This is a genomic window from Actinomadura sp. 1N219, from assembly GCF_044326405.1.
GTDB lineage: Bacteria > Actinomycetota > Actinomycetes > Streptosporangiales > Streptosporangiaceae > Spirillospora.
This window is the reverse complement of the sequence record NZ_JBIRAY010000009.1, coordinates 209,663-231,666: the sequence shown is the minus strand read 5'-3', so window position 1 is coordinate 231,666 and position 22,004 is coordinate 209,663. Positions and strand designations below refer to the sequence as shown.

At 72.1% G+C, this 22,004-nt stretch carries 21 protein-coding genes; 14 read left to right on the top strand and 7 right to left on the bottom strand.

Going from position 1 to position 22,004, the window contains the following annotated elements; all coding sequences use genetic code 11:
• Nucleotides 1-59: 59 nt before the first annotated feature.
• The 3 genes from ACH35V_RS26375 to hppD all read right to left on the bottom strand — a co-directional run bounded on the left by ACH35V_RS26375 (nucleotide 60) and on the right by hppD (nucleotide 3,139).
• Nucleotides 60-911, bottom strand: a complete 852-nt coding sequence (locus ACH35V_RS26375; protein ID WP_395975981.1) for an RDD family protein — start codon at nucleotides 909-911, stop codon at nucleotides 60-62.
• A gap of 113 nt (nucleotides 912-1,024) precedes the next feature.
• The gene (locus ACH35V_RS26370) at nucleotides 1,025-1,933 is read right to left on the bottom strand and encodes an RDD family protein (protein ID WP_395975979.1); all 909 of its coding nucleotides are present in this window, start codon (nucleotides 1,931-1,933) and stop codon (nucleotides 1,025-1,027) included.
• Between the two features lie 114 nt (nucleotides 1,934-2,047).
• The gene (gene hppD / locus ACH35V_RS26365) at nucleotides 2,048-3,139 is read right to left on the bottom strand and encodes a 4-hydroxyphenylpyruvate dioxygenase (RefSeq protein ID WP_395975977.1); all 1,092 of its coding nucleotides are present in this window, start codon (nucleotides 3,137-3,139) and stop codon (nucleotides 2,048-2,050) included.
• 137 nt (nucleotides 3,140-3,276) lie between these two features.
• Here hppD and ACH35V_RS26360 point away from each other — a divergent pair, with 137 nt between their 5' ends.
• Nucleotides 3,277-3,828 (top strand): Lrp/AsnC family transcriptional regulator, encoded by a 552-nt coding sequence (locus tag ACH35V_RS26360; RefSeq protein ID WP_395975975.1) that lies wholly within the window; start codon nucleotides 3,277-3,279, stop codon nucleotides 3,826-3,828.
• A 143-nt stretch (nucleotides 3,829-3,971) separates the two neighbouring features.
• On the opposite strand, the gene greA is transcribed toward ACH35V_RS26360, so the two are convergent.
• Both greA and ACH35V_RS26350 read right to left on the bottom strand, forming a co-directional pair.
• Entirely contained in the window at nucleotides 3,972-4,472 is a 501-nt protein-coding gene (greA, locus tag ACH35V_RS26355; RefSeq protein ID WP_395975973.1) for a transcription elongation factor GreA, read from the bottom strand.
• 224 nt (nucleotides 4,473-4,696) lie between these two features.
• A complete protein-coding gene (locus tag ACH35V_RS26350; RefSeq protein WP_395975971.1) occupies nucleotides 4,697-5,101 on the bottom strand; it encodes a DUF4307 domain-containing protein in 405 nt (134 codons plus the stop codon).
• 181 nt (nucleotides 5,102-5,282) lie between these two features.
• Here ACH35V_RS26350 and mca point away from each other — a divergent pair, with 181 nt between their 5' ends.
• The 4 genes from mca (at nucleotide 5,283) to ACH35V_RS26330 (ending at nucleotide 8,702) form a co-directional block, all read left to right on the top strand.
• On the top strand, nucleotides 5,283-6,146 hold the full coding sequence (gene mca / locus ACH35V_RS26345; RefSeq protein WP_395976296.1) for a mycothiol conjugate amidase Mca: 864 nt from the start codon (nucleotides 5,283-5,285) through the stop codon (nucleotides 6,144-6,146).
• Complete coding sequence (locus ACH35V_RS26340) at nucleotides 6,137-6,460, top strand: hypothetical protein (RefSeq protein ID WP_395975969.1); 324 nt, start codon at nucleotides 6,137-6,139, stop codon at nucleotides 6,458-6,460. Before mca ends, ACH35V_RS26340 begins: the two co-directional genes overlap by 10 nt.
• A gap of 65 nt (nucleotides 6,461-6,525) precedes the next feature.
• Complete coding sequence (locus tag ACH35V_RS26335) at nucleotides 6,526-7,791, top strand: low temperature requirement protein A (RefSeq protein WP_395975967.1); 1,266 nt, start codon at nucleotides 6,526-6,528, stop codon at nucleotides 7,789-7,791.
• A 41-nt stretch (nucleotides 7,792-7,832) separates the two neighbouring features.
• Nucleotides 7,833-8,702, top strand: coding sequence for a hypothetical protein (locus ACH35V_RS26330; RefSeq protein WP_395975966.1), 870 nt, complete (start codon nucleotides 7,833-7,835; stop codon nucleotides 8,700-8,702).
• A gap of 7 nt (nucleotides 8,703-8,709) precedes the next feature.
• On the opposite strand, the gene ACH35V_RS26325 is transcribed toward ACH35V_RS26330, so the two are convergent.
• Nucleotides 8,710-9,186 (bottom strand): pyridoxamine 5'-phosphate oxidase family protein, encoded by a 477-nt coding sequence (locus tag ACH35V_RS26325; RefSeq protein ID WP_395975964.1) that lies wholly within the window; start codon nucleotides 9,184-9,186, stop codon nucleotides 8,710-8,712.
• 78 nt (nucleotides 9,187-9,264) lie between these two features.
• Here ACH35V_RS26325 and ACH35V_RS26320 point away from each other — a divergent pair, with 78 nt between their 5' ends.
• From ACH35V_RS26320 to ACH35V_RS26280, 9 genes are all read left to right on the top strand, one after another.
• On the top strand, nucleotides 9,265-10,260 hold the full coding sequence (locus ACH35V_RS26320; RefSeq protein ID WP_395975962.1) for a ribonuclease Z: 996 nt from the start codon (nucleotides 9,265-9,267) through the stop codon (nucleotides 10,258-10,260).
• Entirely contained in the window at nucleotides 10,253-11,620 is a 1,368-nt protein-coding gene (locus tag ACH35V_RS26315; RefSeq protein ID WP_395975960.1) for a dihydrolipoyl dehydrogenase family protein, read from the top strand. Before ACH35V_RS26320 ends, ACH35V_RS26315 begins: the two co-directional genes overlap by 8 nt.
• 39 nt (nucleotides 11,621-11,659) lie before the next feature.
• A complete protein-coding gene (locus ACH35V_RS26310) occupies nucleotides 11,660-13,645 on the top strand; it encodes a thioredoxin domain-containing protein (protein ID WP_395975958.1) in 1,986 nt (661 codons plus the stop codon).
• A gap of 227 nt (nucleotides 13,646-13,872) precedes the next feature.
• A complete protein-coding gene (locus tag ACH35V_RS26305) occupies nucleotides 13,873-15,048 on the top strand; it encodes a C40 family peptidase (protein ID WP_395975956.1) in 1,176 nt (391 codons plus the stop codon).
• Nucleotides 15,049-15,197: 149 nt separating this feature from the next.
• Nucleotides 15,198-15,725 (top strand): hypothetical protein, encoded by a 528-nt coding sequence (locus ACH35V_RS26300; protein ID WP_395975954.1) that lies wholly within the window; start codon nucleotides 15,198-15,200, stop codon nucleotides 15,723-15,725.
• Nucleotides 15,726-15,841: 116 nt separating this feature from the next.
• The gene (locus tag ACH35V_RS26295; protein ID WP_395975952.1) at nucleotides 15,842-16,447 is read left to right on the top strand and encodes a hypothetical protein; all 606 of its coding nucleotides are present in this window, start codon (nucleotides 15,842-15,844) and stop codon (nucleotides 16,445-16,447) included.
• 128 nt (nucleotides 16,448-16,575) lie between these two features.
• Entirely contained in the window at nucleotides 16,576-17,391 is an 816-nt protein-coding gene (locus tag ACH35V_RS26290) for an isoprenyl transferase (RefSeq protein ID WP_395976294.1), read from the top strand.
• Between the two features lie 78 nt (nucleotides 17,392-17,469).
• The gene (locus tag ACH35V_RS26285) at nucleotides 17,470-18,882 is read left to right on the top strand and encodes a PhoH family protein (RefSeq protein WP_395975950.1); all 1,413 of its coding nucleotides are present in this window, start codon (nucleotides 17,470-17,472) and stop codon (nucleotides 18,880-18,882) included.
• 639 nt (nucleotides 18,883-19,521) lie between these two features.
• Nucleotides 19,522-20,493 carry a lytic transglycosylase domain-containing protein gene (locus tag ACH35V_RS26280; RefSeq protein WP_395975948.1) on the top strand — a complete coding sequence of 324 codons (972 nt, stop codon included), beginning with the start codon at nucleotides 19,522-19,524 and terminating at the stop codon, nucleotides 20,491-20,493.
• A 34-nt stretch (nucleotides 20,494-20,527) separates the two neighbouring features.
• Here the strand turns inward: ACH35V_RS26280 and ACH35V_RS26275 are convergent, their stop codons facing one another.
• Nucleotides 20,528-21,934, bottom strand: coding sequence for a class II fumarate hydratase (locus tag ACH35V_RS26275; RefSeq protein ID WP_395975946.1), 1,407 nt, complete (start codon nucleotides 21,932-21,934; stop codon nucleotides 20,528-20,530).
• Between the last annotated feature and the right edge of the window lie 70 nt (nucleotides 21,935-22,004).

Here is a 22,004-nt window from a genome sequence, read left to right as displayed (position 1 = left end):
TGCCCGTGCCGGACCCTAACCGGCAACTCGGTCATCCGGCCTGCCGTGCCCATAGGGGTTCAGCGGTGGGCATAGGGGTTGGGGAGGTGGGGCGCGGCCTTCACGACGACGGTGCGCGCCACCTTGCAGTGCAGGGCCTGCTTGCGCCGATCCCAGAGGATCCACAGGACGTCGATCAGCCCGATGCACCCGCAGGCGCCGCCCAGCACGCTGTAGAACGCCGACCGTCCCGCCGCCTGGCCGGTGGTGATCGCCTGCCCGTCGTGCTCCCGGACGACGCGGATCCGCAGCAGCATCTTGCCGAGCGTCTGCCCCCACTTGGCGTGCATCAGCCAGTAGTAGAGGAACCCGAGGACGACGCCGATCGCGTTCGTCGCCGCCTGGCCGCCGCTGTAGAACGAGTCGCCGGGGTCCGGGTCGAACACGCGGTCCCAGTCCATGAACGGGATCGAGATCAGGCTCGACACGATCCCGACGAGGATGAGGTCGACGATGGCGGCGCCCAGCCGCGCCCAGCGGCTCGCCAGCCCCTCGGACGGATCGGCATAGCCGCCCATGGCGCCGCCGTAGGCGGGCGCGGCCCCGTACCCCTGCTGGCCATAGGGCTGTTGCTGCCCGTACGGCTGCTGCTGGCCGTAGGGCTCCTGGCCATAAGGCTGCTGCCCGTACGGCTCTTGCCCGTACGGAGGTTGCTGGCCGTAGGGCTGCTGCTGGCCTCCGTACGGTTGTTGCTGTTCGTAGGGAGGCTGGCCTCCGGGCGGTTGTTGTCCGTACGGCGGTTGCTCGCCGCCCTGGGACTGCTGTCCGTAGGGCGGGCCGCCGTACGGACCTGGGCGTTCGGGTTGCTGCTGCCCGTGCTGCCGGTCGTCCGGCTCTCCCCCGGACGCGGGGTCGTTCGGCGGTTGCGTCATGCCGTCAGGGTGGCCGTGCCGCCGCCGTCCAAACATCGCCGCGTCCGGGGTCAGCGCAATGTTTGCCCACGGATGATCAGTAAATGATCAAAGGACCGTCCGGGCGGCGGCGCTCACTTGCGGGCGTACGGGTTCGGCATCCACGGCGCCGCCTTCACCACCACCGTCTTCGCCACCTTGTCGTGGAGGGCCTGCCGGCGCTCGTCCCAGAGGATCCACGCGGTGTCGAGCAGGCCGACGAGCCCGAGGATGCCCGCCGCGGGGCTGAGGAGGTTGAGCGTCGCCGTCGTGAGCGTGATGGCGTACACGAACGCCTGCCTGCCGACGGCCTGCCCCCAGCTCACCGCCGAGTAGTCGGACGCCTTCACCAGCCGGATGCCGACCGCCTTCTTGCCCAGCGTCTGGCCCCATTTCGCGTGCATGATCGTGTAGTACGCGAAGCCCACCAGGAACACGATGACGTAGCCGACCAGCAGCCTCGGGACGTTGTAGACGTCCAGCGGGTCGGCGATCGGCTCGCCGGACTCGATGGACTCCTCCATCTTGTCCCAGCGGATGGAGACCAGGACGGCGGGTATCGCCAGGACGCTGAGGAGCAGGCCGTCCAGGATTCCCGCGCCGAGCCGCGCGCCGCGTCCCGCCAGCATGTCCTGCGGCCCGCCGCCGTACCCGGGATGCGGCTGCCCGGGAGGGCCGTAGCCGGGTTGGGGCTGGCCGTACCCGGGCTGCTGCGGGTAGGCGGGCAGGGGCTGACCGGCCGGCGGGGCTTGACCGGCCTGCGGGGCCTGACCGGCCTGCGGCGGGGGAGGCGCCTGGCCGGGCTGGGCGCCGTACGTGCCCTGGTACGGCGGAGGACGCTCGGGCGTGCCCTCGGGAGGAGTCTCCGGGGCCGCGGGGGAAGAGGCGGCGGCGGTCGGGGTGTCCGCTCCGGGGGCGTCGGTTTCTGGCGCGTCGTCGACCTGCGGTTCAGGGGGCTCCCTGTCGCCGCCCGCGGGCCGGGGGTTCTCAGGCGGTTCGCTCATGGCCCACAGTGTGCCGGTAAACACGGTGCACCGGTAAGCAGTGACTTCTGACGGGCTACCGGCCCTGGACGCGGGCGCGTCCAGGGCCGGTCACCCCCCGAGCGGTGGATGGTCTCAGAGGTTCCCGCGGAGCTCCTGCTCCCGCTCGATCGCCTCGAACAGCGCCTTGAAGTTGCCCTTGCCGAAGCCGAGCGAGCCGTGCCGCTCGATCAGCTCGAAGAACACCGTCGGCCGGTCCTGGACGGGCTTGGTGAAGATCTGCAGCAGGTAGCCGTCCTCGTCCCGGTCGACCAGGATCCGGCGCTTCTGCAGCTCCTCGATCGGGACCCGCACGTCGCCGATGCGCTCGCGCAGCTCGGGGTCCTCGTAGTAGGAGTCGGGGCTCTGCAGGAACTCGACGCCCGCGGCCCGCATCTGGTCGAGGGTCGCGACGATGTCGTTGGTGGCGAGCGCGATGTGCTGCACGCCGGGCCCGCCGTAGAACTCCAGGTACTCGTCGATCTGCGACTTGCGCTTGCTCTCCGCCGGCTCGTTCAGCGGGAACTTCACCTTGCGGGTGCCGTCCGCGACGACCTTGGACATCAGCGCCGAGTACTCGGTCGCGATGTCGTCGCCGACGAACTCCGCCATGTCGGTGAAGCCCATGACCCGGTGGTAGTACTCGGCCCACTCGTCCATGCGCTCGACGTTGCCGACGCAATGGTCGATCGCCTGGAAGAACCTCTTCTCCGGCGGCGCGACGATCGGGTCGGCGGACACGAACCCCGGCAGATACGGGCCGGAGTAGTTGGACCGGTCGACCAGCGAGTGCCGCGTCTCCCCGTACGTGGCGATCGCGGCGATCGTCACCTTGCCGTGGTCGTCCTCCAGGACGTGCGGCTCCTCCAGGCCCGTGGCGCCCTTCGCGACCGCGTGCCGGTAGGCGGCGTGGACGTCGGGGACCTCGATCGCGAGGTCGACCACGCCGTCGCCGTGCGCGGCGATGTGCCGGCCGATCTCCGTGCCCGCCTTGACCGGGCCGCGGAACACGAACCGGGCGCTGCCGGACTCCAGCACGTGCACGGCCTCGTCGGGGCTGCCGTTCTCCGGGCCGCGGTAGGCGACCCTGCGCATGCCGAACGCGGTCGAGTAGTAGTGCGCCGCCTGCTTGGCGTTGCCGACGGCGAAGACGACGGCGTCCATGCCCTTGACCGGAAACTCATCCATACCACCCAATCTCGACATGCGCCTACAAGCTGCGCAAGGGTGGATTGAATCGCTGGTCAATCTGTACAGTCGGGTGCGGTGCCCGCCGGGCGGTCTGTACATCCTGACCATGAGCGGGAGCGAGCTGGGAGGGGCGCGTGGCGATCGACGAGCTGGACGGACGCCTGATCGAGCTGTTCACCACCCAGCCCCGGATCGGCGTGCTGGAGGCGTCCAGGCGGCTCAAGGTGGCGCGCGGGACCGTCCAGGCGCGGCTCGACCGGCTCGCCCGGGACGGCGTCATCGCGGGCTACGGCCCGGAGATCGACGCGGCGGCGCTCGGCTACGGCGTCACGGCCTTCGTGACGCTGCAACTCAGGCAGAGCCTGGGGCAGGGGCACAGCGGGCACGATCCGGTGGGGGCGCGGCTCGCGCAGGTGCCCGAGGTGATCGAGGCGCACACGATCACGGGCCCCGGCGACATGCTGTGCCGGGTCGTGGCGCGCAGCAACACCGACCTGCAGCGCGTCATCGACGTCATCGTGGACGTGGCGGGCGTGGAACGCGCGTCCTCGGTGATCTCGCTGGCCACGCAGGTGCCGTACCGGACGCTCCCGCTGGTCCGGGCGGCGTCCACCCAGCGGGACGCGCCCGCGCAACGCCCGGTGCGCGCCGCGGGACCGTCCGGCCGGGGCGCCGGCTCAGTGTGAGACGCCGGGTTCAGTGTGAGACGCCGGGTTCGGTGTGAGACGCCGGTTCGGTGTGGGACGTGGTGAGGCCGGGCGACTCCAGTGGAGATCGCCCGGCCTCGGCCGTCACCTATCGCGTGGGAGCTCGTGAAGGCGCGCGGGGGTCAGCCGGCGCCGTAGGGGGTCGCGTCGATGATCTCGACGGTCATGCCGCGGCCGTTCGGCAGGGTGTAGGTGGCCTTGTCGCCGACCTTCTTGCCGTTGATGGCCGCGCCGAGCGGCGACTTGGGGGAGTACACGTCGATGGGGGCGCCGACCTCCTCGCGGGACGCGAGCAGGAACGTGACCTCCTCGTCGTCGCCCTCGAAGGAGACCGTGACGGTCATGCCGGGGCCGACGACGCCCTCGGTGCGGGGGGCCTCGCCGACGCGGGCGTTCTCCAGGATGCCCTGGAGCTGGAGGATCCGGCCCTCGATCTTGCCCTGTTCCTCCTTGGCCGCGTGGTAGCCGCCGTTCTCGCGCAGGTCGCCTTCCTCCCGCGCCGCCTCGATCTTCTGCGCGATCTCGATGCGGCCCGGGCCTGACAGGTGGTCCAGCTCTGCCTTGAGCCGGTCGTACGCCTCCTGGGTCAGCCAGGTGACGTTGTCAGCGCGGGTCTCGGTCACGGGTACTCCTCATCCACATGTTGCGATCTCGCCCGCCCGCCGTGGAGCGGGTGTCACATCGACATGAAGTGCGGCCAGGTGAAACCTCTAGCCTATCCGGTGTGTTCGAGTAAAGGTTCCCTGAACACGACGTCTGCAATCCGCCAGTTGTGTTTCGTCCTTCACCGGGCGTAAGGGTCCAGTTGGGGGCGCGCTCATCCGGGGCTGCCCGCCCGCCGGGCTCGTCAGACGGCGTGGCAGTCGTGGATCCTCGCCCCGGTGGCCCGGCGGGGGGTCTGGAGCGTCGCCGTCCCGTCCACGCTGGACTTTCCGGCGGGCACGGTTATTTCCTGCGCGCCGAGCACCGTGAAGTTCTCGTCGAAGGCGTCGACGGTGCACCGGACCACGTCGCCCTTCCCCTTCGCCACCGAATAGTTGATCTCGACGCCGGTGTCGGCGATGTCATAGGTGACGGTCTGCGCGACGATGCCCGGGGTCTGGCCCGCGTAGGCGGCGATGATCCCGAAGCCGCCCGCGGCCAGCGCCGTCACGACGCCGATCACGACCAGCCCGGCACGTCCGCGCAGGGTTCCGGCGGGGCCCCGCCCGGAGTCGTCGGACGCCGCTGGTTTCGACAGGCTCGTCGTCATGGCGGGGAATCTCCGTGCGGTGGGCGGACGTTGTCAGGGACAATTCTCGTCTGTCATCGCGCGTGCCTCGAACCGGGGTCCGCTCATCACGGTCCGAACAGGAGATCCCTACGTGTCCGAGGTCATCGATACGGCGGTCAACGACGACGCGCCGGCCGTCGGCGGCGAGCGGCTGCGCCTCATGGCGGTGCACGCCCACCCCGACGACGAGTCCAGCAAGGGCGCGGCCACGATGGCGAAGTACGTCGCCGAGGGCGTCGAGGTCCTGGTCGTCACCTGCACGGGCGGCGAGCGCGGCGACATCCTGAACCCGGCGATGGACCGTCCCGAGGTCAAGGCCGACATCGGCAAGGTCCGCGAGGCGGAGATGGCGCGGGCCAGGGAGATCCTCGGCGTCCGGCAGAGCTGGCTCGGCTTCGTCGACTCCGGCTTCCCCGAGGGCGACCCGCCGCCCCCGCTGCCGGACGGCTGCTTCGCGCTGGAGCCGCTGGAGTCCGCGTCCGAGCCGCTGGTGCGCGCCGTCCGCGACTTCCGTCCGCACGTGATCCTGACCTACGACGAGAAGGGCGGCTACCCGCATCCCGACCACGTGAAGTGCCACGAGGTGTCGGTGGAGGCGTTCGAGGCGGCGGGCGACCCGGAGCGCTACCCGGGAGCGGGCGAGCCGTGGCAGCCGCTGAAGCTCTACTACCACATGACGTTCAGCAAGGAGCGGATCCTCGCCCTGCACACCGCCATGGAGGACGCCGGCCTGGAGTCGCCGTACGCCGAATGGCTGGAGGGCTTCGAGGAGAAGAAGGAGAAGCGCGCCGACTGGGACGTGACGACGCGCGTCCCCTGCGCCGACCACTTCGAGACCAGGGACCGCGCCCTGCTCGCCCACGCCACCCAGATCGACCCCAACGGTTTCTGGTTCGTCGTCCCGCTGGACGTCCAGCGCGAGGCATGGCCCACCGAGGACTACCATTTGGCCAGGTCCCTGGTCGACACCGAACTGCCGGAGGACGACCTGTTCGCCGGCGTCCGGGAGAGGGTGTGTCTGTAGTGCCCGTGCTCGCCGACGTCCCGCTGAACGACGACACCGTCAGCCCCGGCGTCCTGGGCTTCGCCGTCTTCATCGGCCTGCTCGTCGCGACGGTGTTCCTCCTCCGCTCGATGAACAAGCAGATGAAGAAGATCCAGGCGCCGCGGGAAGCGGATCTGAAGCAGCGGGAGTGGGAGCGCGCCGAAGCCGAGAAGGCCGCCGCCGGGAAGCCCGCGGAGCAGCCCGCCGGAAAAGCCGCGACCGCCGCGAGCACCGGCGACGCCGCTAAGATCGAGAAGCCCGGGACGGCGCCGTCGGACGACGACGAAGCCTGACGCCCGCCCCGGCTGAAACGGCGCGCCTGGCAACAGCAGACGCCTGACTTCAAGCGGGAGCGCTCATGGCGGACGCGGCGCATCGTCCAGAGGGCTTCACGGCGCCCGGAGCGGGGGCGCGTCCGCACAGGGTGACCGCGCTGCTGCGCGAGCGCGGCGAGCAGGGCGCGCGGGTCACGTTCTTCGAGCTCTTCTTCGACCTCGTCTTCGTCTTCGCGATCACCCAGCTGTCCCATCTGCTGCTCGACCACCTCACGGTGCGCGGCGCCGCAGAGACGCTGCTGCTCCTGCTGGCGGTCTGGTGGGCGTGGATGTACACGTGCTGGACGACGAACTGGTTCAGCCCCGACCATCCGGCCGTCCGGCTGATGCTGGTCGCGGTGATGGTCGCCGGGCTGTTCATGGCGGCGATGCTGCCGGGCGCGTTCGGCGACAAGGCGATGTGGTTCGCCGCCGCCTACGTCGCGATCCAGGTCGGCCGCACCCTGATCGTCGTGGTCTGGACCTGGGGGCACGAGCTGGGCCCCAACTTCCAGCGGGTCCTGTTCTGGCAGGCGGTCCCCGGCGCGCTGTGGATCGGCGGCGCCCTCGTCGACGGCCATGACGCCCGCGCCGGGCTGTGGCTGCTGGCCGTCGCGCTGGAGTACCTCGCGCCGTGGCACGGCTACGCGACACCGCTGCTCGGCCGGTCCAGCACCGCCGAGTGGACGATCGACGGCGCCCATATGGCCGAGCGCTGCCAGCTGTTCCTCATCATCGCGCTCGGCGAGACGGTGCTGGTCACCGGCGCGACGTTCGGCGACCACACGCCGACCGCGGCGGTCACGACCGGGCTCGTGTCGGCGTTCGTCGGCACCGTCGCGCTCTGGTGGATCTACTTCGACCACACCGCGGACGCCGCCGCCGAGCGGATCGCGTCGTCCGCCGATCCGGGACGGCTCGGACGGTCCGCCTACACCTTCGTCCACATCGTCATGGTGGCGGGCATCGTCGTCGGCGCGGTCGCGGACGAGAAGGTCCTGGCGCATCCGGGCGGCCACATCAGCACCGCGTTCACCATTGTCGCGCTCGGCGGCCCGGCCCTGTTCGTCGCCGGGCACGCGCTGTTCAAGCGGGCCGTCTTCGGCGGGTTCACGCGCGCCAGGGCGACCGCGCTCCTCGCCCTCGCCGCGCTGGCGGTGCCCGCCCTCGCGCTCGACTCGCTGACGCCGCTGGCCCTGCACATCTGCGCCGCGGTCGTGGTGGTGGCGCTGGCGCTGTGGGACGTCCGCGCGTACCGGCTGCAGCTCCGCGAGCGGCCCCCGCTGCCGGGGCCGCTGAAGGCCGGCTGACGGCCGGTTGGATCCGGGCGCGTCCGGGGAGGACCCTCGACGTGCGCGCGAACTTCGAGGACGCCTACCGGGGTCTCGGCCCGGCGGCGGCCCGGCTGTTCAGGCTGCTGGGCCTGCATCCCGGCGACGACGTCGGGCTCGCGGCGGCCGCGGCGCTGGCGGACGTCCCCGAAGCCGACGCCCGCGAGCTGCTGGAGACGCTCGCGCAGCGCGGGCTCGCCGCCGCGTCCGGCGAGGGCCGGTTCAGCCTGCCGGGGCCGCTGCGCGGCTTCGCCCGCGAGCTGGCGGAACGCGAGGAGACCGCGGCCGGACGGGACGCCGCGCTCCGCCGCGTCCTCGACCACTACCTCGCCGCCACGGCCACGGGCGGGCGGGACGCGGCGTCCGGCGAAGGAGAGCTGGAGGCCGAGGGGCTGGCGCTGCTGGAACGGGAGCGCTGGGCGGAGGCCGTCGAGACGCTGCAGGACGGCCTGCGCAGCGCCGAGGACGACGGCGACCCGCACACCATCCTGACGGCCCGCCACAACCTCGCCCGCGCCCTGACCATGGCGGACGACCTCGACCGCGCCATCGACCTGCTCGGCCCCCTCCCGGACGAGTTCGCCGCCCTCCCCGAGCCGGACGACTACAGCCGGGCCCGCGCGCTGGCGAGCCTCGGCGAGGCGTACCTGCGCGCTCGCCGTCCCGTCGCGGCGACCAACTTCTTCGGGCAGGCCCTGGAGATCATGCGGAAGCAGGACGACGCCGTCGACCAGGAGGCGGTCATGTTCGTCCACATCGCCGACGCGGCCCGCCAGCGTGGCGACCACGCCGCCGAGGGCGCCGCCCTCGATCGCGCCGTCGAACTGTACGAGTCGATCCGGAGCCCGAAGGCCGCGCCGCTCGCCACCCGCCGCGCGTCCGTGGAGTGACCTGCGGTTACAGCTTGCCGTGGTCCCAGCTGACGACGCGGTCGGGTTCCATGACGACGAGGACGCGCTTGGCGATCGCCTGCTCGATGCCCTCGGCGACGACCGGGTCGATCGCCTCGCCGATCTCGGGCACGGGAAGGCCCGCCATGCGGGAGCCGACCACCATGCCGACCTTCGAGCGCGGCTCCGGGTCCTCGATGACGACGCCGCGGCCGTAGAGGGCGACGCCGCGCAGCTCGCCGTACTCCACGCCGTCCTCGACCAGGCACGTCATGGTCGGGTCGCGGCGCAGGTTCAGCACCTTCTGCGACGCCCGGTACGTGGTGAACGCGATCTTGCCGTCGAGCAGCGCGTAGAACATCGTGACGAGGTGCGGCGCGCCGTCCCTGCCGACCGTGGCGACCTGGACCTTGAAGTTGGCGGCGAGATAGGACGCCGCCTCGTCCGGCGTCATCCGGATCTTCTCGCGCTTCCCAGCGGCCACGGAGCACCCCATCTCGGTCGATGACGCGCACAGCATAACCAAGCGCTTGCCCGGGATCGCAGGCGGCACCATGGGGGGATGTCGGTGCGCGATCTGATCGTCCTGGGCACGGCCAGCGCGGTGCCCACCAAGGCCCGCAACCACAACGGGTACCTGCTGCGCTGGGACGGCCACGGCCTGCTGTTCGACCCGGGCGAGGGCACGCAGCGGCAGATGACGCGCGCCGGGGTCTCCGCGCACGACGTGACCTGGATCTGCGTGACCCACTTCCACGGCGACCACTGCCTCGGCGTCCCGGGCATCGTCCAGCGCATCGCGCGCGACGGCGTCGAGCACCCGGTGGACGCGGCGTTCCCGGCGAGCGGCGCGCGGTACTGGGAGCGGCTGCGGCACGCGGCCGCCTTCCGCGACACCGACGTCATCCGCGAGCACCCGGTCTCGGGCGAGGGGATGGAACTCAAGACCGGCGACGCTCCGTTCAGGCTGGTCGCGCGGCGCCTGTCCCATCCGGTGGAGGCGTACGGGTACCGGCTGGAGGAGCCGGACGGCGTGACGATGCTGCCCGGCGAACTCGCCGCGAGGGGAGTGCGCGGCCCGCTGGTCCGGCGGCTCCAGGAGGACGGCCGCGTCACCGCACCGGACGGCCGGACGGTCACGCTCGACGAGTGCAGCGCCCGCCGTCCAGGGCAGAAGGTCGCGTTCGTCATGGACACCCGGCTCTGCGACGGCGTCCGGGAGCTGGCCGACGGGGTCGACCTGCTCGTCATCGAGTCCACGTTCCTCCACCAGGACGCGGCCCTGGCCGCCGAGTACGGCCACCTCACGGCGGCGCAGGCGGCCAAGGCGGCGGCGGACGCGGGCGTCCGGCACCTCGTCCTGACGCATTTCTCCGAGCGGTACCGCGCCGAGGACCAGCACCGGTTCCTGGACGAGGCGTCCGCCCAGTTCAGCGGCGACATCAGCCTCGTCCACGACCTGGACCGGATCCCGATGCCCCGCCGCGCACCGGCGAGGCGAAGCGAACAGGCCCGCCTAACCGAAGCTGATCGTGGGCAGGAGTCCGGGCATGGCTGACGAAGTCGATGTCGTGGTGATCGGTCTCGGACCCGGCGGCGAGGACGTGGCGGGGAGGCTCGCCGAGGCGGGACTGTCGGTGGTCGCGGTGGAGTCGCGGCTGGTCGGCGGCGAATGCCCGTACTACGCCTGCGTGCCCACCAAGATGATGGTGCGCGCCGCCGGGCTCCTCGCGGACGGCGGCCGCGTCCCGGGGATGGCGGGCGACGCGGACGTCCGTCCCGACTGGGCGCCGGTCGCGGCCCGGATCCGCGACGAGGCCACCGACGCGTGGGACGACAAGGCCGCCGCCGACCGCCTCACCGGCAAGGGCGCCGCGCTCGTCCGGGGTGAGGGCCGCATCACCGGCCCCCACGAGGTGACGGTGGACGGCCGGGTGTTCCGCGCGCGCCGCGGGATCGTCCTCAACACCGGCACCTCGCCCACGGCCCCGCCCATCGACGGTCTCGCCGACACCCCGTACTGGACGAACCGCGAGGTCGTCCAGGCGACCGAGGTCCCCGAGTCGCTCATCGTGCTCGGCGGCGGCGTCGTGGGCGCCGAGATGGCGCAGGTCTTCTCCCGCTTCGACAGCCGCGTCACGGTCGTCGAGGCCGCCGACCGCCTCCTTCTCAACGAGGAGCCGGAGTCGAGTGCCCTGATCCGCGACGTCTTCGAGCGCGAGGGCATCGGTGTCCGCACCGGCGTGAACGTCACCGCCGTCACGCACGAGGACGGCGAATTCACCATGCACCTCGGGGACGAGGCCCTCAACGCCGACCGGCTCCTCGTCGCGACCGGCCGCCGTCCCAACCTCAAGGGTCTCGGCCTGGAGAACGTCGGCCTGGACGAGAACGCGCGCAGCATCCCCGTGGACGGTCACCTCCGCGCCGCCGACGGCGTATGGGCGATCGGCGACATCACGGGCATGGGCGCGTTCACGCACGTGTCCATGTACCAGGCGGCGATCGCCGTCCGCGACATCCTCGGCGAGGAAGGCACGCCCGCCGCCTACCGGGCCGTTCCCCGCGTCACGTTCACCGATCCCGAGATCGCCTCCGTCGGCCTCACCGAGGCGCAGGCGCGCGACCAGAACCTTCCCGTCCGCACCGGCACGTCGCAGATCCCGGCGTCGACGCGGGGCTGGATCCACAAGGTCGGCAACGACGGCTTCGTCAAGCTCGTCGAGAACATCGAATGGGGGACCCTGGTCGGCGCCACGGCCGCGGGCCCGTCCGGAGGCGAGATCCTGGGCTTCCTGTCCGTGGCCGTCCACACCGAGACCCCCACGGCCGTCCTCCGCGAGATGATCTACGCCTACCCCACCTTCCACCGCGCCATCGAACCCGCACTCGCCGCCCTGGCGCGCCGGTCGGGGTGAGGGCGTGAGGGCGCGTCCGTATCGGGCAGGATCGGTGGCATGAACCGGCTCAAGGACGCGACAAGCCCGTACCTGCTGCAGCACGCGGGCAACCCGGTCGACTGGTGGGAGTGGGGCGACGAGGCGTTCGCCGAAGCGCGGCGGCGCGACGTCCCCGTCCTCCTCTCCGTCGGATACGCGGCCTGCCATTGGTGCCATGTGATGGCGCACGAGTCGTTCGAGGACGGCGAGACGGCGCGGATCATGAACGAGCTGTTCGTGAACATCAAGGTGGACCGGGAGGAGCGCCCGGACATCGACGCCGTCTACATGGAGGCGACCCAGGCCATGACGGGCCAGGGCGGATGGCCGATGACGGTGTTCATGACCCCGGAAGGGCATCCGTTCTACTGCGGGACGTATTTCCCGCGTGCGCAGTTCAGGGCGTTGCTGCAGGCCGTCCACAAGGCGTGGACGGAGCAGCGCGACGAGGTGGTGGGCCAGGGGCTGCAGGTCGTCGACGCGCTCACCTCGCGCGGATCGGGCCTCGCGGGCACGGAGGCGCCGGGCGAGGAGATGCTCGCGCACGCGGTGAAGGTGCTGGCCGCGTCGTACGACACGGCGCGCGGCGGGTTCGGCGGCGCGCCGAAGTTCCCGCCGTCGATGGCGCTGGAGTTCCTGCTGCGGCATCACGCGCGGACGGGCGACGACGAGGCCCTCACCATGGCCGCGCACACCCTGGAGGCGATGGCGCGGGGCGGGATGTACGACCAGCTCGGCGGCGGGTTCGCCCGCTACTCGGTGGACGAGCGCTGGGTCGTCCCGCACTTCGAGAAGATGCTCTACGACAACGCGCTGCTGGCGCGTGTCTACGCGCACTGGTGGCGACTCACCGGGACGCCCTTCGCGCGGCGGATCGCCCTGGAGACGTGCGACTGGATGCTCCGCGACCTGCGGACGGACGAAGGCGGCCTGGCCTCCGCACTGGACGCCGACAGTGAAGGCGTCGAAGGCAAGTACTACGTCTGGACGCCCGCGCAACTGCGCGAGGTCCTCGGGGACGAAGACGGCGCGTTCGCGGAGAGCCTGTTCGAGGTGACAGGGACGTTCGAGCACGGAACGTCGGTTCTGCAGCTCCTCAACGACCCGGACGACGCCGAACGGTACGAGCGCGTCCGGACGGCATTGCTGGCGGCGCGCGCGCACAGGATTCCGCCCGCGCGGGACGACAAGGTCGTGGCGGCCTGGAACGGGCTCGCGATCGCCGCACTGGCCGAGTGCGGGGCGCTGTTCGACCGTCCGGATCTCGTCCGGGAGGCCGAGGAGGTGGCGCGGCTGCTGGTCGATGTGCATCTGCGTGACGGACGCCTGGCGCGGACGTCGCGGGCCGGGGTGGCGGGCGCGAACGCCGGCGTCCTGGAGGACTACGCGGACGTCGCCGAGGGGCTGCTCGCTCTGCACGGCGTCACGGGAGACCCGCGGCACGTGCGGCTGGCGGGAGAGCTGCTGAACACCGTCCTGGAACGGTTCGGGGACGGGTCCGGCGGGTTCTACGACACCGCCGACGACGCGGAGCGGCTCTTCCGGCGTCCGCAGGACCCGACCGACAACGCGGTCCCATCGGGGCAGTTCGCCGCGGCGGGCGCGCTGCTGTCGTTCGCCGCGCTCACCGCGTCGGACTGGCACCGGCAGTCAGCGGAGGCGGCGCTCGCCCCGGCGGGCACGCTCGCCGACAAGCACGCGCGGTTCGCCGGCTGGGGCCTGGCCGTGGCGGAGGCGCGGGCGTCGGGCCCGGCGGAGATCGCGGTGATCGGCGACCCGGACGACGACCGCACCCGCGCGCTGCACCGGACCGCGCTGATGGCGGTCGCGCCGGGCGCGGTGGTGAGCGTGGGCCCGCCGGACGCGGAGGGCGTCCCGCTGCTGGAGGGACGCGGGCTGGTCGACGGCGTCCCGTCGGCATACGTGTGCCGCGGGTTCGTCTGCCGGCGGCCGGTGACGTCCCCGGCCGAGCTGACGCGAGAATTGCTCGGACAAACGGGCTGACAAGGGACATTGGACGATAGGTCCATTTTGTGGCAGCGTGACCTTGATCTCGTATCCGCTTGGTGTTACCACTGGGTAGCAGGACTGAGGCTGACCCAACGGGACCGTCCGGACGAGGGTGGCCGCCGGCCCGCCGGGTATCTGGACGGTGGCCGGGCGGCTGCGCCATAGTCGGTTCCGGAGCACGTGCGACCGTCAGACCGGGCGACCTTCCGAGGAGTGTGGCAGTGGGAAAGCCGAACCGCCGGGCCCTTCCGACGATCATCGGCGTTTCAGTGCTGACGACACTCGGCGCCAACGTCGCCGTCCTGGTGGCGCGCGGCGACGACGCTCCCGCGCCGGGCCGCGGCGGCGAGCAGCGCGCCCAGTTCGTGGCCGCCTCCGACAGCACCCGGCTCTCGCCCGCGGCCGTCGCGCCCCAGGGCGGGCGGCTCACCCCGCACGTCCTCGTCGCCGCGCCGTCCACCCTCCCGGCCGACCTCGTCGCGAAGGTGCGCCGCGCCAAGAGCGTGAAGGGCGTCGAGGTCGTGGACGCCGTGCAGGGCATGGTCGCGGGCAAGCGGGTCGGCCTGATGGGCGTCGACCCGTCCACGTTCCGCAACTACACGCCGAAGCCCACCGCCAGGTCGGACGCGCTGTGGCGCAACGTCGCGGCCGGCGACGTCGCGATCTCCTTCACGATGGGCAACGACGGCGGCGTGCAGCTCGGCAGCCAGGTCCCCGTCGGCGGCCGGCGGGCCCAGTCGCCGCTGCGCGTGGGCGCGTACGCGACGATGGGCATCGGCGACGTCGACGCGGTCGTCTCGCGCACCACCGCGCAGGCGCTCGGCATGCCCACCGGCAACGCGATGCTGATCAGCGTCCCGAAGACCGAGCCGAAGACGTTCATCAAGAAGCTCCGCAAGGTGCTGCCGAAGAACACCAAGGCCGTCGAGGTCAACCCGGAGATCGACTACCCGGCGGCCGGGGACGTGCCCACCGCCAACGGCCAGGTCATGACGGCCCGGCAGGTCCGGACCGTGATCAAGGCCGCCTACACCCGGCTCGGCTGGCCGTACGTGTGGGGCGGCGAGTCCGAGCAGGAGGGCGGCTACGACTGCTCGGGCCTCATGCAGTACGCCTTCGCCAAGGCCGGCATCAGGCTCCCGCGCGTCGCCGCCGACCAGGCGCGCGTCGGCTGGGTCGTCCCGTACAGCAAGGCCGAGCCAGGCGACATGCTCATCTGGGCCAACGACCCGACCGCGCCCGGCTACATCTCCCACATCGCGCTCTACCTCGGGAAGGGCAAGATGCTGGCCGCCCCGAGGCGCGGCACTGTGGTCCAGGTGCAGGACGTCTACACCCGCAACATGCGCGGCGCCGTCCGGGTGAGCCCCAAGACCGCCAACGGCCTGGCCCGCTGAGCGGCGCTCGCCGCCGGAGCGGGCAGCCGCGGCCGCGCCGCGAGCGACGCCGCGCCGAACACCCCGGGTGAGAGTGACTTCCAGAAGGTCGTGGATCTCATGGCGGCCAGGGCTGGCGTCTGCCGCCAACGGGTTGTAATTTTGATTACATGAGTACGAATGAAGCGGCGGAGCAGCTCCGCGGCTGGTTCTCCGGACGGCTCCCCGACGACTGGTTCGAGGCGCCGCCGGAGGTCGTCCTCGACCGCGAGGAGGTCAGCGTCGTCGGCCGCCTCGCCGAACCGCCCGCCGCCGAGGCGGCGGAGTCGTCCGAGGCGGAGCGGGCCGGCGCGATCGCCGGGCACGTCCAGCGGTTCCGCGAGGAGACCCGCGACCGGCGCATCGCCATCGCCCGCGAGGCCGAACGGCGCTTCGGCCACAAGGTCTCCTGGGGCGTCGAGTGCGGCGGCGAGCGGGAGATGTTCACCACCCTGTCGGTGCCCGTCATGACCCGGCTCCGGCAGCCAGAACGCCGCGTCCTGGACACCCTCGTCGAGGCCGGCGTCGCCCGCAGCCGCAGCGACGCGCTCGCCTGGTGCGTGCGGCTCGTCGGCAAGAACACCGACGAATGGCTGTCCGAGCTGCGCACCGCGCTGCAGCACGTCGAACGCGCCCGCGCCGCCGGCCCCCAGGCCTGACCCGGCTTCATACCGGAACTTAATGATCACTGGGTGTGATCATGGTGCCGGCCTGCTCTACTGTGCCTTCAGGCGGGCGTCCGCGCGGGCGCGGGCGGCGAGGAGGGGGTGGTCGGGTGGTGCACGGGCTGCGCTGCCTGGACGGCTCCGACCTCGCCGTGGTGCCCGTCGCCTCGCTCGACCGCGGCGGCAACCCGTTCGAGGTCACGCTGGAGCTGTGGCGCGACGGCGACTCGTTCGGCGCGGTGGGGGAGCGGTGCGGGTACTTCCTGGCCGATCTCGCCGTCCGGGTGGCCGAGGCCAGGGCCGACGGGTCCCCGCAGGCCGTCCGCTGGCCCGACCCCGACGACCGGTTCCCGGAGCCGCCCGTCGGCGGAGCTGCCCGCGAACCCGAGCTGTTCGCGTTCCGCTACCGCGACCGCGGCGACGTGGTGAGCACCGGCGAGCTGCGCTGCGCCCTGCGGACGTCCTCGATGTGGGTCGGACGGCAGCAGTCCGCGGCCGGACGGTGGCGGGTCGCGCGGCGGGCCGTCATCGAGGCGTGGGGCGCGAGCGGGCGCGGCGTCCGCGCCGTCCTCACCTCCGCCGACCTCGCCCGCTTCCTCGCCGATCTTCTCGTGGAGGCCGAAAGATCCCTTCCGGGGGGTGCGGGGGGTCGTCCCCCCACGGGAGAACGGGCCGGAGCAGGCCAAATGGTAAGTCCGGAGCGTCCCGCGCATTAGCCTGACATGACGGGAACGGTGAGATAAGTAGCGCCGTCGGGCCATAATTGAGCGTTCTCCCGCCAGGGACGGCCGCTCGAAGGGAAGCCCACATGGGGGTTCGGCGTACGGGAAAGCCGCGCACCGGCATGCGGAAGGCCGGTGGACGGCTGACCTCCGCCATCCGCCACAGCGGCCCGTACGCGAGCGTCCGCGACGTCGTCTACCGGATGTACGAGCACCGGGTCGAGGCGTCGCTCCCGAAGGACGTCACGCCGCGCCACGTCGGCGTGATCCTGGACGGGAACCGCCGCTGGGCCAGGTCGATGGGCCTCGCCGACGTCAACTCCGGCCACCAGCGCGGCGCCCAGAAGATCTCCGAGCTGCTGCAGTGGAGCGCGGAGGCCGGGGTGGAGCACGTCACGCTGTGGCTGCTGTCCACCGACAACCTGAACCGCCCGGCCGCCGAGCTGGACCCGCTGCTGGAGATCATCGAGAACACCGTCCGGAAGCTCGCCTCCGACGGCTGGCACGTCAAGCCCGTCGGCGCCCTCGACCTGCTGCCCGATAAGACCGCCCGTGTCCTGAAAGACGCGGGTGAGACCACATCGGACGCACCCGGCCTGATTGTGAACGTCGCGGTTGGGTATGGGGGTAGACGTGAGATCGCTGATGCGGTGCGCTCACTGCTCATCGAGCAGGCGAGCCGGGGCACCAGCATCGAGGAACTCGCCGAGATCCTCGACGTGGAACACATCGCGGAGCATCTCTACACGCGCGGTCAGCCGGATCCGGACCTGGTCATCCGCACCTCGGGGGAGCAGCGTCTCTCCGGCTTCATGCTCTGGCAGAGCGCCCACTCGGAGTTCCACTTCTGCGAGGTCCACTGGCCGGACTTCCGCAAGGTCGACTTCCTCCGGGCCATGCGCTCGTACGCCGCGCGGCACCGGCGCTACGGTACCTGACGGCCGACCTCCGGCCCCCACCGCCCGCGCGGCGGACCACGGCGCCACTTGTAGGTTCCCCATCATCAGGGAGATCGAGTGGCCACAACCTCCGCGCGCCGTCCCGGCCTGTCCGGGAACACCTCCGGGGCGTCCGTCCCGGGTGTTTCCGGGGGGTGTGGGGGGTCGTCCCCCCACACGGAACGGGACCGGCGCACGTACGTCCTCGACACCAGCGTCCTGCTCGCCGACCCGGGGGCGCTGACCCGGTTCGCCGAGCACGAGGTCGTACTCCCCATCGTCGTGATCTCCGAGCTCGAGGCCAAGCGCCATCACCCCGAGCTCGGGTACTTCGCCCGGCAGGCCCTGCGCATGCTGGACGACCTGCGCCTGCGGCACGGCCGGCTGGACGAGCCGGTGTCCGTGGACGGCCCGCTCGGCGACCAGGGCGGAACGGTCCGGGTGGAGCTGAACCACGCCGACCCGAGCGTCCTGCCGGACGGGTTCCGGCTCGGCGACAACGACACCCGCATCCTGTCGGTCGCGGCGTGGCTGGCGCGCGAGGGGCGCGACGTCGTCCTGGTCTCCAAGGACCTGCCGATGCGGGTGAAGGCGTCCGCGGTCGGCCTCGCCGCCGAGGAGTACCGGGCGGAGCTGGCCGTCGTGGAGTCCGGCTGGACGGGCATGCGGGAGCTGGAGGTGCCCGCCGGGGTCGTCGAGGAGCTGTACGAGTCGGGCTCCGCGGACGTGGAGGAGGCGCGGGACCTGCCGTGCCACACGGGGCTGCGGCTGCTGTCGGAGCGCGGCTCGGCCCTCGGCCGGACGCAGCCGGACAAGTCGGTGCGGCTGGTGCGCGGAGACCGGGAGGTGTTCGGGCTGCGCGGCCGGTCCGCGGAGCAGCGGATCGCGCTGGACCTGCTGATGGACGAGGACGTCGGCATCGTCTCGCTCGGCGGCCGGGCCGGCACCGGCAAGTCGGCCCTCGCCCTGTGCGCGGGCCTGGAGGCGGTGATGGAGCGCCGCCGGCACCGCAAGGTCGTGGTGTTCCGCCCCCTGTACGCGGTCGGCGGCCAGGAGCTCGGCTACCTGCCCGGCTCGGAGAACGAGAAGATGTCGCCGTGGGCGCAGGCCGTCTACGACACCCTGTCGGCGGTGACGACGCCGGACGTCATCGACGAGGTCGTGGACCGTGACATGTTGGAGGTCCTGCCGCTCACCCACATCCGGGGCCGGTCGCTGCACGACGCGTTCGTGATCGTGGACGAGGCGCAGTCGCTGGAGCGCGGCGTCCTGCTGACCGTGTTGTCGCGGATCGGCGCGGGGTCGCGGGTCGTCCTGACGCACGACGTGGCGCAGCGCGACAACCTGCGGGTCGGGCGGCACGACGGCGTCGCGGCGGTGGTGGAGAAGCTCAAGGGGCATCCGCTGTTCGCGCATGTGACGCTGACGCGGTCGGAGCGGTCGCCGATCGCCGCTCTGGTCACCGACCTTCTCGGCGATGTCGGTGGCTGAGGCGCCGGCCTGAGCCGCGTGTGACAGTGGAACCCCGGCGGTGCCGCGCGAGCGGCCCGCCGGGGTTCGCGTTTCAGGACGTCCGGGATTCCGTCTACGGAACGTGATCAGCAAACCCCGGACCGTGGATTTGTGATGAAGGTCACAGGTTGGTGCCCGGGGCCCGAGATCCCCTGGTCCCGTGGCGGTTTCGGCGGTTCGCCCGGCGAGTTGACAATCGTCCCAGCCGCAGCTTTCGTCTCGTTTCGGTTGCGAAGCCTCCCTCGGCCTCGGGCATTGTGTCTCCCCGTAAGCACCCCCGAGCGGTGCCGAGCCGGAGCGCGTCCCCTCACGCGCGGCGGGCACGGCGCCGGTCCGGGCCCGGGCCGCCGAGACCTCCAGGCGGCCGGACGGGCCAGGGGTGAAGCAGCTCGGGCGCGTGTCCATGCGCGTGCGACCGTCGGAAGGACCGCCTTGTACGGAGACCATCCAGGGTCCCCTAGGCGAGACGAACGACAGAACTTCGACCCCCAAGGGCCGTGGACGGGCGCGGCTCACCCTCCGGGCCGGCCGATCCCGGCACCGGAGCCCCCGTCCCCCCAGATCCCGGTCCAGGCCACCGGCGCGTTCGCGACGCCGCCCGCGCCCCCCGGGCCGCCTGTGCAGGACGACCCGTTCGCGCAAGCCGACCCGTTCGCGCCGCCCGCGCAGGGCGATCCGTTCGGGCAGGGCGATTCGTTCGGGCAGGGCGATCCGTTCGCGCAGGCCGGGCCGCCGTCCGCGCCGCACGAGGACGACGTGAAGGTCGCGGGAAGCGCCCCCACCCAGGTCGGCGGCGCTCCCGCCGGTGACACGCTCGGCTTCCAGGCCCTTCCGGGCGAGCCGCTCCGCACCGGCCCGTCCGCGGACGGGCCCCGCGACGAGATCGTGTCCGGGCACCGGGCGCCGCGCCCCTCCGCCGGGCGAGGAGGCTCCGGCGGGCGAGGAGGCTCCGGCGGGCGCAACGGCATGCGGATCATCGCCGTCGCCGCCGGCGCCGCGGTGGCGATCGGCGGCGGAGCCGTCGCCGCGTTCGCGCTGACCGGCGGTTCCGGCGGCGACGAGGCGACCGTCAAGCCGACCAAGCAGCTCGCCGACGCCGCGCCGAAGGTCGACCCGAAGGTCCTGGAGGAGCAGCGGCGCAAGCTGGCCCTCGACCGCGCCTCCCGCGCGGCGCGCCAGGACCAGGGCGAGACCCCGTCCCTGCACCCGAAGGGGAAGCCGGTCCCGACCAAGAAGCCGGACGAGGACGGCGGCGGCACCGGCCCGATCGGCGACCCGGTCCCGGCGGGCGAGGCGCAGGAGATCGCCAAGAAGCTGATGCCGAAGTACGGGTTCACCGGCGACGGCCAGTTCGGCTGCCTGGTGAAGCTGTGGAACAAGGAAAGCCACTGGAACGTGCACGCGGACAACCCCTCGTCCGAGGCGTACGGCATTCCGCAGGCGAATCCGGGTTCCAAGATGTCCAGCGCCGGGCCCGACTGGCAGAACAACGCCACCACGCAGATCAAGTGGGGCCTCGGCTACATCAAGGGCCGCTACAACACCCCGTGCGGCGCGTGGTCGCACTCCCAGTCCGTCGGCTGGTACTGACGCGTACTGACCCGTTCGAGCGCGTCCCAGGCAGTCAGGAGGACTTCTGGGACGCGTTCGTCATTCCGAGCACGTCCAGCGCGGCGTCCAGCTGCTCGACGGTCAGTTTTCCGTCGTCCACGTAGCCGCGTTCCAGGACCACCTCGCGGATGGTCCTGCGTTCTCTGAGCGCCTGCTTGGCGACCTTCGCCGCCTCCTCGTAGCCGATGTAGCGGTTGAGCGGCGTCACGATCGACGGCGACGACTCGGCGTACTCGCGCATCCGGTCCACGTCGGCCTCGACGCCGTCCACGCAGCGGTCGGCGAGCAGCCGCGACGCGTTCGCCAGCAGGGTGATCGACTCCAGCACGTTGCGGGCCAGCATCGGCAGCATCACGTTCAGCTCGAAGCTGCCGGACGCGCCGCCGAACGCGACCGCCGCGTCGTTCCCGATGACCTGCGCGGCGACCTGCGCGACCGCCTCCGGGATCACCGGGTTCACCTTCCCCGGCATGATCGACGAGCCGGGCTGCAGGTCGGGCAGCCGGATCTCGGCGAGCCCGGCGCGCGGGCCCGAGCCCATCCAGCGCAGATCGTTGGCGATCTTGGTGAGGCTGACCGCGACGGTGCGGAGCGCGCCGCTCGCCTCGACCAGGCCGTCCCGCGCGCCCTGCGCCTCGAAGTGGTCGCGGGCCTCCGTCAGCGGCAGTCCCGTGGCCCGCGCGATCTCGGCGATGACGCTGGCGCCGAAGCCGTCCGGGGTGTTGATGCCGGTGCCGACCGCGGTCCCGCCCAGCGGCAGCTCGGCCAGCCGCGGCAGGACAGCCTCCAGACGCTCCACGCCGTGCCCGACCTGCGCCGCGTAACCACCGAACTCCTGGCCGAGCGTCACGGGCGTCGCGTCCATCAGGTGGGTGCGGCCCGACTTGACCACGGTCCGGAACTCGTCCGCCTTCCGCGCGAGGGCGGCCTCCAGATGGCGCAGCGCGGGGACCAGGTCGGTCACGACGGCGCCGGTGGCCGCGATGTGGATGGACGAGGGGAACACGTCGTTCGACGACTGAGAGGCGTTCACATGGTCGTTCGGATGGACGGGCCGCCCGAGCCGCTCCTCCGCCAGCGTCGCCACGACCTCGTTGGCGTTCATGTTCGAGGACGTCCCGGACCCGGTCTGGAACACGTCGATCGGGAACTGGTCGTCCCACCGGCCGTCGGCGACCTCGCGGGCGGCGGCGGCGATCGCGCGGGCGACGTCGTCGTCCAGCACCCCGAGCTCGGCGTTCACCGTCGCCGCGGCGGCCTTGATCTGGCCGAGCGCGGCGATGTGCGACGCCTCCAGCGGCCGTCCCGAGATCGGGAAGTTCTCCACCGCGCGCTGCGTCTGCGCCCGCCACTTCGCCGCCGCCGGCACGCGGACCTCGCCCATCGAGTCGTGCTCGACGCGGAACTCCTGCTCGCCCATCCGGGCCTCCCCTTCGCGTCCGTGGCCGCCACTCATGGCAGCCGGGCCGGTGGCTCCCGCATTCCCCGGG

What these genes read in the sequence shown, in the direction of transcription:
- ACH35V_RS26375 (WP_395975981.1), bottom strand. Translation starts at nt 911, where the DNA reads ATGACGCAACCGCCGAACGACCCCGCGTCCGGGGGAGAGCCGGACGAC.
- ACH35V_RS26370 (WP_395975979.1), bottom strand. Translation starts at nt 1,933, where the DNA reads ATGAGCGAACCGCCTGAGAACCCCCGGCCCGCGGGCGGCGACAGGGAG.
- ACH35V_RS26315 (WP_395975960.1), top strand. Translation starts at nt 10,253, where the DNA reads ATGGCTGACGAAGTCGATGTCGTGGTGATCGGTCTCGGACCCGGCGGC.
- ACH35V_RS26275 (WP_395975946.1), bottom strand. Translation starts at nt 21,934, where the DNA reads ATGGGCGAGCAGGAGTTCCGCGTCGAGCACGACTCGATGGGCGAGGTC.
- mca (WP_395976296.1), top strand. Translation starts at nt 5,283, where the DNA reads ATGGCGGTGCACGCCCACCCCGACGACGAGTCCAGCAAGGGCGCGGCC.
- hppD (WP_395975977.1), bottom strand. Translation starts at nt 3,139, where the DNA reads ATGGATGAGTTTCCGGTCAAGGGCATGGACGCCGTCGTCTTCGCCGTC.
- ACH35V_RS26300 (WP_395975954.1), top strand. Translation starts at nt 15,198, where the DNA reads ATGAGTACGAATGAAGCGGCGGAGCAGCTCCGCGGCTGGTTCTCCGGA.
- ACH35V_RS26320 (WP_395975962.1), top strand. Translation starts at nt 9,265, where the DNA reads ATGTCGGTGCGCGATCTGATCGTCCTGGGCACGGCCAGCGCGGTGCCC.
- ACH35V_RS26290 (WP_395976294.1), top strand. Translation starts at nt 16,576, where the DNA reads ATGCGGAAGGCCGGTGGACGGCTGACCTCCGCCATCCGCCACAGCGGC.
- ACH35V_RS26350 (WP_395975971.1), bottom strand. Translation starts at nt 5,101, where the DNA reads ATGACGACGAGCCTGTCGAAACCAGCGGCGTCCGACGACTCCGGGCGG.
- ACH35V_RS26310 (WP_395975958.1), top strand. Translation starts at nt 11,660, where the DNA reads ATGAACCGGCTCAAGGACGCGACAAGCCCGTACCTGCTGCAGCACGCG.
- ACH35V_RS26335 (WP_395975967.1), top strand. Translation starts at nt 6,526, where the DNA reads ATGGCGGACGCGGCGCATCGTCCAGAGGGCTTCACGGCGCCCGGAGCG.